Source organism: Effusibacillus pohliae DSM 22757 (assembly GCF_000376225.1).
GTDB lineage: Bacteria > Bacillota > Bacilli > Tumebacillales > Effusibacillaceae > Effusibacillus > Effusibacillus pohliae.
On sequence record NZ_AQXL01000075.1, the window covers coordinates 1 to 10,817 of the forward strand.

The 10,817-nt window shown below is 56.1% G+C and carries 7 protein-coding genes; all 7 read right to left on the reverse strand.

Annotation, left to right across the window (positions count from 1 at the left end; translation table 11 throughout):
* Nucleotides 1-665: 665 nt before the first annotated feature.
* The 7 genes from dnaJ to lepA all read right to left on the reverse strand — a co-directional run bounded on the left by dnaJ (nt 666) and on the right by lepA (nt 9,991).
* The gene (dnaJ, locus tag C230_RS0101795) at nt 666-1,805 is read right to left on the reverse strand and encodes a molecular chaperone DnaJ (RefSeq protein ID WP_018130362.1); all 1,140 of its coding nucleotides are present in this window, start codon (nt 1,803-1,805) and stop codon (nt 666-668) included.
* Between the two features lie 79 nt (nt 1,806-1,884).
* A complete protein-coding gene (gene dnaK, locus C230_RS0101800; RefSeq protein ID WP_018130363.1) occupies nt 1,885-3,711 on the reverse strand; it encodes a molecular chaperone DnaK in 1,827 nt (608 codons plus the stop codon).
* Nucleotides 3,712-3,751: 40 nt separating this feature from the next.
* Complete coding sequence (gene grpE / locus C230_RS0101805) at nt 3,752-4,378, reverse strand: nucleotide exchange factor GrpE (protein WP_018130364.1); 627 nt, start codon at nt 4,376-4,378, stop codon at nt 3,752-3,754.
* A 202-nt stretch (nt 4,379-4,580) separates the two neighbouring features.
* Nucleotides 4,581-5,609, reverse strand: coding sequence for a heat-inducible transcriptional repressor HrcA (hrcA, locus tag C230_RS0101810; RefSeq protein WP_018130365.1), 1,029 nt, complete (start codon nt 5,607-5,609; stop codon nt 4,581-4,583).
* Between the two features lie 79 nt (nt 5,610-5,688).
* Nucleotides 5,689-6,825: a radical SAM family heme chaperone HemW gene (gene hemW / locus C230_RS0101815; RefSeq protein ID WP_018130366.1), complete on the reverse strand. Its 1,137-nt coding sequence runs from the start codon at nt 6,823-6,825 to the stop codon at nt 5,689-5,691.
* The gene (locus C230_RS0101820) at nt 6,825-8,168 is read right to left on the reverse strand and encodes a tetratricopeptide repeat protein (RefSeq protein WP_018130367.1); all 1,344 of its coding nucleotides are present in this window, start codon (nt 8,166-8,168) and stop codon (nt 6,825-6,827) included. Before C230_RS0101820 ends, hemW begins: the two co-directional genes overlap by 1 nt.
* 14 nt (nt 8,169-8,182) lie before the next feature.
* Nucleotides 8,183-9,991, reverse strand: coding sequence for a translation elongation factor 4 (lepA, locus tag C230_RS0101825; RefSeq protein ID WP_018130368.1), 1,809 nt, complete (start codon nt 9,989-9,991; stop codon nt 8,183-8,185).
* Nucleotides 9,992-10,817 lie beyond the last annotated feature (826 nt).

The window sequence follows — 10,817 nt, forward strand, 5'->3', positions numbered from 1 at the left end:
TGGTGCGTTCATGGGTTCGCTCGTAGGGTTCCGCTTGGATCTGCTCCGATGCTTGCTTCTGTAAGAGTTGGTTCAAAAACGACTGCATGAGAGATGGAGCCAGTTTGCCATGTGTTGTAAGCAGTTGGTGTAATTCTTCTGCGGAAAGGGTAAGATGGAAGTGAGTCATTTCGATTCCTCCTTGGGATATTGTTGTAGACAAACTCCATGATTCCCAAAAAGAGGATTGAAATGACTCTTCCTATTTCAGATCCTTTTTACACATAATACCGGACACAACTGTACCGTCGGGGAACTGACAAAAAAATATGTTTTTCCTTATCAGGCGAATCAAATAACACATAGGTGTTCTTGCAGAATCAAGAATTATAGTAAATTTACAGGATGAAAATCGGATTCCATCACTCCTCCCCCAGGTGGATTGTCCGACGGTATGCTGACCAGCTCCTGCCGATTCGATCCATTCGAGAATTTTCCGTTTTTCTTGCGATTTGACAATCGTCTGCATGATCCCCATCCATTACTTCCACAAAAAGAGGAATTTCCTATTGCCTCCAATTGTTCCTCCATAAAAAAAGCCCGCCGCTAGGAACATTCGGGCGGGGAAATCCCCCTCTTCTGCTGCCCGCGAAGTTCCGTATACGACAGACTTTCTGCAACACACCCTAATCCCAATTCAACGCATCCTTCGCCGCGTCCTTGACTTTCTCAAAAAACGAGCGCTGCTGCTCATGCGGCCTGACACCCAGCTCCTCGCCCAGCTGGCGTAGCAGTTCGCGCTGCCTTTCCGTCAGGTTGGTGGGCGTCACGACGATGACGCGGACGTGCTGGTCGCCGCGGTAGGAGCTGTTGAGCCGCGGCATGCCTTTGCCACGCAGGCGGAACGAGGTTCCCGTTTGGGTGCCCTCCGGGATGCGCAGCTTGACTTTGCCGTCGAGCGTCTCGACCTCGATCTCGTCGCCCAATGCGGCTTGGACAAAGCTGATCGGTACGCGGCAGAAAATATCGTCTCCGTCCCGTTCGAAAAATTTGTGCTCGCGCACGTAGATCACGACGTACAAGTCGCCCGGAGGCGCCCCTTTGTCGCCCGGTTCGCCCGCCCCGCTGATGCGGATGCGGTTGCCGGTGTCCACACCGGCCGGAATTTTCACATTGATGCGCTTGCGTACCCGAATCGTGCCGGATCCGCGGCATTGCGTACAGGGATTTTTGATGATCTGGCCGTCGCCGCCGCACACCTGGCAGGTACGGCGGTTGACCATCCGGCCGAGCGGGGTGTTGATCACCTGTTCTTGCGTACCGGTCCCCCGGCAAACACTGCATGTCTCGGGATGCGTTCCCGGTTTCGCCCCCGATCCGTGACAGGTCGGGCATTCTTCCGTGCGCGGAATCTCGATTTCCTTCTCAACCCCTTTCGCGGCTTCTTCAAACTCGATCTGCAAATTGTATTGCAAATCAGCGCCTTTCCGCGGTCCACGCGGACGCCCGCCACCAAAGAACATATCGAAAATGTCGCCAAAACCGCCGAAACCGTCGAAATCACCCGCCCCACCGAAGCCAGTTCCGCCACCGCCAAACCCGGCCCCCGGATCCGCATGGCCGAACTGGTCGTAGCGGGCCCGTTTTTCCTTGTCGGACAGCACCTCGTACGCTTCGTTTATTTCCTTGAACTTGGCCTCCGCATCCGGCTCCTTGTTGATGTCCGGGTGGTATTTGCGAGCCAGCTTGCGGTAGGCCTTCTTGATTTCTTCTTCAGTCGCATTCTTGCTGACGCCAAGAACCTCATAATAATCTCGCTTGCTCAAGAATGCACCCTCCCTCATACAAAGAAAAGCCAAAGCCCGGAGTACACCCTGCGACTTTGACTTTTCGCCGCTTGAAAGGTTATTTCTTGTCGTCTTTTACCTCAGTATATTCCGCGTCGACCACGGTGTCATCCTTTTTGCCGGAACTTGCGTCCGCGCTCGTCTGCTGCGCTTGCGCCGCTTGCTGGTACAGTTTCACCGACAGCTGCTGAACGACTTGCGAGAGTTCTTCCGACGCTTTCTTGATCGCTTCGATGTCGGTTCCCTTCAGCGCTTCTTTCAGTTTTTCCTTCGCCTCGTTCGCCTTGTCGATGTCCGCCTTGTCGACTTTGCCTTCCACTTCTTTCAGCGTCTTTTCGGTCGTGTAGACAAGCGAGTCGGCGTTGTTGCGGATTTCCACCTCTTCCCGGCGCTTGCGGTCCGCTTCCGCGTTCATTTCCGCCTCTTTCACCATCCGCTCGATCTCTTCCTGACTGAGACCGGAAGACGAGGTGATTGTGATGTTCTGGCTCTTGCCGGTGCCGAGATCTTTCGCCGAAACGTGCACAATGCCGTTCGCGTCAATGTCAAATGTGACCTCAATTTGCGGAACTCCGCGCGGAGCCGGCGGGATGTCGGTCAGCGTAAACCGGCCAAGCGTTTTGTTGTCGCGCGCGAACTCACGTTCCCCTTGCAGCACGTGGATTTCCACGGACGTCTGGTTGTCCGCCGCCGTCGAGAAAATCTGGCTCTTCGACGTCGGAATCGTGGTATTCCGCGGGATCAGTTTCGTCATCACACCGCCCAGCGTCTCAATCCCGAGGGACAGCGGAGTAACGTCAAGCAGCAGAACGTCCTTCACTTCACCTGTGAGAACCCCCGCCTGGATGGCCGCACCGATCGCCACCACTTCGTCCGGGTTGACCCCTTTGATCGGTTCCTTGCCGATCAATTTTTTGACCGCTTCCTGCACCGCCGGGATCCGTGTCGAACCGCCGACCAGAATCACCTTGTCGATTTGGGCAGGAGTCAGACCCGCATCGCTCAACGCCTGACGGGTCGGTCCGAGTGTGGCCTCGACCAGATCGGCCGTCAGTTCTTCGAATTTTGCCCGGGTCAGGTTGACTTCCAGGTGTTTCGGACCGGTTGCGTCAGCCGAAATGAACGGCAACGAAATCGTCGTCGTCAAGACCGTGGACAGTTCTTTCTTCGCTTTTTCCGCCGCGTCTTTCAGCCGCTGCATCGCCATCCGGTCGTTCGACAGATCGATGCCGGTGTCGCGCTTGAACGTATCAATCAGATATTGAATGATCCGATCGTCAAAATCGTCCCCGCCCAGGCGGTTGTTCCCGCTGGTCGCTTTCACTTCGAACACGCCGTCGCCCAGTTCCAGGATCGACACGTCAAACGTACCGCCGCCCAGGTCGTACACGAGAATCGTGCCTTCCTCTTGCTTGTCAAGCCCGTAAGCGAGTGCTGCGGCAGTCGGTTCGTTGACGATGCGCAACACTTCGAGACCCGCGATTTTCCCGGCATCCTTCGTTGCCTGGCGCTGCGAGTCATTAAAATAAGCCGGTACCGTAATGACCGCTTTGGTGACCGGTTCGCCCAGGTAAGCTTCCGCGTCCGCTTTCAGTTTTTGCAGGATCATCGCAGAAATTTCCTGCGGCGTGTATTCCTTGCCTTCGAGCTTCACCTTATAGTTCGTGCCCATGTGGCGTTTGATCGAAATGACGGTGTTTTCCGGGTTGGTGATCGCCTGCCGTTTTGCCACGTCGCCGACCAGGCGCTCCCCGTTTTTGATCGCGAGGATCGACGGAGTCGTCCGCCCGCCCTCCGCGTTCGGAATCACCACCGGTTCGCCGCCTTCCATCACGGCCACACAAGAGTTCGTTGTACCCAAGTCAATCCCGATAACCTTGCTCATTGGATAGCCCCCTTCTTGCTGACTGATTCGTCACAGTGATTTATTGCGACACTTTCACCATCGCCGGCCGCACAACCTTGTCGTGCAGCAGGTAGCCCTTGCGCAGTTCTTCCACAACGATGCCGGATTCATGCTCCTCGCTCTCAACCTGCATGACCGCTTCATGAAAATTGGGATCGAACGGTTTGCCGACCGCCTGCATTTCGACCACGCCCTGCCGTTCGAGAGCGCCTAAAAATTGGCGGAACACCATATCGACGCCTTTTTTCAATGATTCAGCATCGGTCGTTTCAGCCGCCAATGCAAGTTGAAAATTGTCCAGCACCGGCAGGATCTCCTGGACAAACCGCAGCGTGGCGTATTTGCTCAGTTCCTCTTTTTCCTGGCGCGTGCGCTTGCGGAAATTGTCAAAATCGGCCGTGGTCCGCAACAGGCGACTGCGCGTCTCATCCAGTTCCGCGTTCAACCGCTGAATTTCCGCCAACAGTTCCTCTCGGCTGCGCGTATCCTCGGCACCAGCCTGTTGCTGATCAGCCTGATTTTCATTCTGCTCGCCGGCGGCCTGCTCGCCAGCCGCCGCTTGCTGCTGCTCAGCAGCCGCACCTTCTCCCGTGTCGCGAGATCCGGCTGTTGCTTGCGCCGTTTCCTCCATTTGCTTCTGGTCCATGATATCCCTCCACATCGAACTGGCCAAGTCAAGGGGGCAAGTGCAGCCCGAAGTAAACCCCCGCACTCCCCAGACTCGGCCGCTAGCGGAATAGCGTGATCCGGCAGCAATGCTGCCGTGACACGACTTGCACTCAAAGAGTATAAGTGGCGCTATGGCAATGAATTGCCAAGTCGCCCCAAATACCCTTTGGGTGCACCGATTACCTGTGCAGCCTTGTCAACAAATCGGACAGCAGTTCCGTCAACTGCTGCATGACGCCGATCACGCGGCGGTATTCCATCCGGGTGGGCCCAAGCACGCCAACCGTACCGGCCACTTTCCCGTCAATATGGTAGGTGGCGGTGATGACGGAGCAGTCTTTCAACTGCTCCAAATCGTTTTCCAGCCCGATCCGCACCTGAATGCCCGGTGTGTCCTGCTGGCTGAGAAGCTGGAACACCGTCCGGTTCTTTTCCAGCATATCCAGGAGCGGCCGCAGTTTCTCGACATCGCGAAATTCAGGCTGGTTCAAAATATTCGTCGTACCGCCGAGATACACCCGGTCCTCCTGCTCCACTTCGACGATTTGATCCAGGAGGGACATAACGCCTTCAAACTGGTTCATGTACCGGTTCAGTTCGCTCATGATTTCGCTATACAGCTTCGATTTCACGTGCTGCAACGGGACGTCCCGCATCTTGTCGTTCAGGATCGCTACGAATCTGCTGATCTCATCCGGGGAAATGCCTTCCGGCACGGTCACCTTTTTGTTCTCGACATGACCGGTGTCGGTCACAATGATGGCAACCGCCGTCCGATCCGACAGGGGAATCAGCTGCAGGTGCTTCAGTTTGTTCTCATGCACCTGCGGCCCCAGTACGAGCGCCGTATAATTCGTCAAACTGGACAAAATCTGGGCGGTCTGCTGCACCACCCGCTCCATCGCGTCGATTTTGTCGACATATATTTTCTTCAACTGAAACAGCTCTTGCGGCGTCAGACGGAACGGATGCAGCAGATGGTCGACATAAAAACGGTACCCTTTTTGCGAAGGGATCCGTCCGGCTGACGTATGCGGCTGTTCCAGATAGCCCATCTCTTCCAGATCCGCCATTTCATTCCGGATCGTAGCCGGCGAGAAAGACACTTCCGAACGTTTCGAGATCGTCCGTGAACCGACCGGTTCAGCCGAATGCACATAATCCTCGACGATCATGCGCAGGATCAATTGCTGGCGTTCTGAAAGCATGCGGTTCCCCCCTTTGTTAGCACTCTAATGCCTTGAGTGCTAACCACTACGTAAAAAATAACAGATCCCGCCCGCAGTGTCAACCAAGGAACGCTGCAAACACCTCGTTCGCAATCGGCAGGGCTTGCCTGCTCAGCCGCACTCCGACCTGATCGGCCACAAGCAGCCGTTTCTTGACACATTCCTCAATCACGCCACCAAACACATCACCCATCTCCACCCCGTGCCGTTCCCGAAAACGGGAATACTCCACGCCGCGGATCATCCGCAAACCGAGAATCATCGTATCTTCCCGCTGGATCGGTTCCGGAATCGTTTCCTGCCCGGCGACCGGGCGCAGTCCGGACAGGCAGACATCCGTATACTCGGGCACACTCGACAGGTTGACATAGCGGACGTTGTTCACATAGCCATGGGCGCCTGCACCGGCCGCCAGATACGGCTCGTTTCGCCAGTAGACCTGGTTGTGTTGGCACACATGCCCTTTTTTTGCAAAATTGGAGATTTCGTACATGCCATATCCGTGCGCTGCCAACGTGTCGATCAGCAGACGGTACATCGCCAGATCGTCCTCTTCCGGCGGCAGGTGCAGCTTCCCTTTTTCCTGCCAAATGGCAAATGGCGTACCTTCTTCCACCTTAAGCGAATAGGCGGAGATGTGTTCCGGCTGCAGTTCCAACACTCGCCGCAGGCTGTCAGCAAAAATCTCGACCGTTTGTCCGGGCAGCCCGAACATCAAATCCAGATTGATCGAAGAAAATCCGGCCTGCCGCGCCTTTTCGTAACTGTGGTAAACGGTGAGTGTGTCGTGCAGCCGGCCCAATTTTTTCAAAATCGAATCGTTGAACGATTGCACACCGAACGACAAGCGGTTCGCTCCGCCCTCCCGCAGCACGCGCAGCTTTTCCGGCGTGACCGTGCCCGGATTGGCTTCGACCGACACTTCAGCCCCTTCCGCCAGCCGAAAATGCCGGTGCAAAATCTGCATCATCCGCTCCGTCTGCCGCACATCGAACATGGTCGGCGTACCGCCGCCGAAAAAGACGGTCTCGAGCGGCCGCCAGGGAAGTTCCCCCGCCAGCAGTTCGATCTCTTTGTCAAGCGCGTCGAGATAGCGGTCCATCACTTCGCCGGTCGAGACGTACGAGTTAAAATCGCAATAATAGCACTTGCTGGCGCAAAACGGGATGTGGATATAAAGCGAACTGGGTATCATCAGTAGCGGGCCCCACCCAGCGCGGAGTGCGTGAAAAACCGCTTGCGCGGCACCTCGATCCGCTTGCCGGCGATGATGTCCGATTTTCGCTTTCCGTAAAAATCGCAGACCCGCTTCACCCAATCGGCATCGACTTGCGCCACGCAGTGCAGGATGTCACCGGCGATTGCTTCGGCTGGGCGTTCATCAGCAGCCACCAGCACCGGCTCGCCGCTTTCGTTCAAGACTACCCGTTCCTGCCATGGCAAGCGCGGCATTTGCGCCAGATAGCCGACGACCTCCGGCAACACATTCTGATCGTGTGTCCACGACAGGGCGAACGAGAACAGCAGCACGTCCTTCCGATCCCACACATGCTCCGCGATTCCCTGCAGCTCATCGGAGAAAGAGGTGATGACGATGCCATTTTGTCCGGAAGAAAGCCCTTCCGCCAGCGGTTTCACCGGAACTGTCAACAGTTGGCCGAGCGCATGGGCGATCGGGGCGCTCGCCTCGCCGGCCGCTGCGATGTACTTGTATGGCGGGAACAGGTCGATTCTGCCGAGAATCGCCTGCAACGCCGCAAGCACGGCTGCCACCTGCGGGTAGCCGAAGTTGACCAGCGTGTAGCGGCCATTCGCAGGATTCGGCGGTTCCGGATCGTCCTCTTCATACGTCCGCAGCAGCAAGCTGCCGTACTGCACAAAATGCCAGTCGCGGATCGTTTGCGGCTGATGGGCGCGATACCGGCGCAGCATGCCTTTCAGATAGGCGAGCTGCGGTTCGCCTTCGCCCGCTTCTTTCACCTGCTCCTCCAGTTTTTGCATGAACAGCCAGGCTTCCCCGGACCGCCCCAGGAAAATCAACAGCTGCGCCATGTAAAACAAAATGCTCATCGCCTGTTCCTGCTCGTACGCCTTGGCAAAATAGTGCAGCGCCGCTTCGTTGTAGAACTCTTTCATCAGGGCATAGGCGAACTCATAGTTTGCGGCGGACGACTCGGGGGCAAGCTTCACGCAGCGGGAGAGCGGTCCGAGTGCCGGTCCGTACAGGCCATCCTGCACCAATTGATACCCGAGTCGGAACAACGGCTCCGGATTGTCCCGGTCAGCCACCACCGCTTCGAACAATTCGGCGGCCGTATATTGGCCCGACATGCGCAAAACAAATGCACATTTTTCATATACCCGAACGTCAAAATCGGGCTGGCGCAGTCCGTAATGCAAAATCTGCAGCGCGTTCTCGTACTGCTCCGCATCAATCTGTTTGTCTGCATCGGCAAGTATCTGCTCGAATGTGTTCCGGTCCTGCCCATCCGCAGTCTGCCCGGTCTCAAGACCATCATTCACCGTTTGGTTGCTCATGCGGCACCCCCACTTCAATCCATTTTGAGAACTGCCATAAACGCTTCTTGCGGCACTTCCACCGAACCGACTTGCTTCATGCGCTTTTTCCCCTCTTTTTGCTTTTCCAGGAGTTTGCGCTTGCGCGTGATGTCCCCGCCGTAACATTTGGCCAGCACGTTCTTGCGCATCGCCTTGATCGTTTCCCGGGCAATGACCTTGTTGCCGATCGCCGCCTGGATCGGAACCTCAAACTGCTGGCGGGGGATCAGTTCCTTCAGCTTCTCGCAGAGAACCCGTCCGCGCTCATACGCCTTGTCCCGGTGGACGATGAAGGACAGGGCGTCGACCACTTCACCGTTCAGCAGGATGTCCATTTTCACCAGGTTCGAAGGACGGTAGCCGATCAGTTCGTAATCGAACGACGCGTACCCCTTTGTGCTCGATTTCAACCGGTCGAAAAAATCGTACACGATCTCGGTCAGCGGCACCTCGTAGACCAGTGTCACGCGCGTCTGATCGAGATACTGCATGTCCACGAACACGCCCCGTTTTTCCTGGCACAGTTCCATGACCGGGCCGACGTAGTCTTTCGGAACGATGATCGACGCTTTCACAAACGGCTCTTCGATCCGGTCGATCTTGCCCGCTTCCGGCATCTTGCTCGGGTTATCGATCTCAATTTTTTCGCCTTTTGTGGTGTAGACGTGGTACACAACGCTCGGCGCCGTCGTGATCAGCGTCAAGTTGTATTCCCGCTCCAGCCGTTCCTGGATCACTTCCATGTGGAGCAGCCCCAGGAAGCCGCAGCGGAAGCCGAATCCGAGCGCCGTCGACGTTTCCGGTTCGTAGGTCAGCGACGCGTCGTTCAGTTCCAGTTTTTCCAGGGCTTCCCGCAGGTCGTTGTAATCGTTTGTGTCGACCGGATACAGCCCGCAGAACACCATCGGATTGATCTTCCGGTAACCGGGCAGCGGCTCGGCGGCAGGGGCATTCGCGTCGGTCACCGTATCCCCCACCCGCGTGTGCTTGACGTTCTTGATGGAGGCGGCGACATATCCAACATCCCCGACCAGCAGTTCGTCTACCGGCGTCATCCGCGGCTTCATCGTGCCGACTTCGACCACTTCGTATTCGGCACCTGTCGCCATCATTCTGATTTTCATGCCCGGCCGGATCGCACCGTTGACCACCCGCACATAGATGATCACCCCTTTGTACGGGTCGTAATACGAGTCAAAAATTAGCGCCTGCAGCGGTTTGTCCGGATCGCCGGAGGGGGCGGGCACCTTCTGCACGATTTGCTCCAAAATCTCCTCGATGCCGATCCCCGCCTTCGCGGAAGCCAGCACCGCTTCCGACGCATCCAGGCCGATCACATCTTCGATCTCCTGCTTCACCCGCTCCGGTTCGGCCGACGGCAGGTCGATCTTATTGATCACAGGCAGAATCTCGAGATTGTTTTCCAGCGCCAGATACACGTTGGCAAGCGTCTGCGCCTCGATTCCCTGGGCAGCGTCAACCACCAACAGCGCACCTTCGCAGGCGGCCAGCGAGCGGCTCACCTCGTAGGTGAAATCGACGTGGCCGGGCGTATCGATCAAATGCAGGATGTACTCGTTCCCGTCCTTTGCTCGGTAATTCAAACGCACCGACTGAAGCTTGATGGTGATCCCGCGTTCCCGCTCGAGATCCATGCTGTCCAGCACCTGTTCCTGCATTTCACGCGCCTGCAGGGCGCCTGTATATTCCAGAATCCGGTCGGCCAACGTAGACTTTCCGTGGTCAATATGCGCGATGATCGAAAAATTGCGGATGGATTTCTGTCGTTCTCTGACGTCCATGTCCGATTCTCCTAACCATAAAAATGCTATCGTACATTATAGCACCCTGTTTGGAAAACCCGCAATTGGCGATTCGACAGGCGGACAAATCGAGTAAGAGGGGGCGACTAACCCCCGTCTCCTCACACCACCTAGCATATTGTTCCGCACTAGGCGATTCGCCAACCTTGACGAAGTTCAAAATATTCCGCTCATGGGTCCACCCAAGTTTACTGAAATAGCCTTTGTCGGCTTTGGACTTAACCATGTTTTGCAGGCTCACCCGACTATCCCAGCCTCGTGTACCTTGGGGCGAGCGTTTGCCTCCAGCTTTCTCCAGATTCCGCCACGCGACGGACACCTTTGCCCTTGGCTACGGTAGGCGCTCGCCAGCCCCAGTTCGAGACTTGCACCTATAGATGAACGCCCATGCTGGACGTACAAACTATAAGAGCACCTCCAGAACCAAGGTGCTCTTTCTTCTTACCTGAATCCGTGACGCTGTCCTCAAGTATCAGGCTAGGCTCCATTTTGTTTTGAATTTGATCCTTCGGTACTCGAATTTTGGCTCTGGATCACACACATTTCGTCCTTTGGATGGCGTCATGACCTGCGTGTTCCGTTTTCCGGCAATACGAAACCAGCCCCCATAACAAGGGGGTGATCCCGTTCTGTGATTTTACAAGTCAATACCAACCACTACCTTGCTAGCGAGGCATTCATCCTTTGGTAAAAGAGAAGCCAGGGACTCCCCTTACTGAGACGGAGTCGGTATTGTCTTGCGTGAGTGGTAAGTTTGGCCGCAAGCGTGATAATACTTTGAATGACCGTGCGTATGCGTCTTCGG

Excerpts from the sequence above, each read along its gene's own strand:
- dnaK (WP_018130363.1), bottom strand. The coding sequence starts at position 3,711 with ATGAGCAAGGTTATCGGGATTGACTTGGGTACAACGAACTCTTGTGTG.
- grpE (WP_018130364.1), bottom strand. The coding sequence starts at position 4,378 with ATGGACCAGAAGCAAATGGAGGAAACGGCGCAAGCAACAGCCGGATCT.
- hemW (WP_018130366.1), bottom strand. The coding sequence starts at position 6,825 with ATGATACCCAGTTCGCTTTATATCCACATCCCGTTTTGCGCCAGCAAG.
- lepA (WP_018130368.1), bottom strand. The coding sequence starts at position 9,991 with ATGGACGTCAGAGAACGACAGAAATCCATCCGCAATTTTTCGATCATC.
- C230_RS0101820 (WP_018130367.1), bottom strand. The coding sequence starts at position 8,168 with ATGAGCAACCAAACGGTGAATGATGGTCTTGAGACCGGGCAGACTGCG.
- hrcA (WP_018130365.1), bottom strand. The coding sequence starts at position 5,609 with ATGCTTTCAGAACGCCAGCAATTGATCCTGCGCATGATCGTCGAGGAT.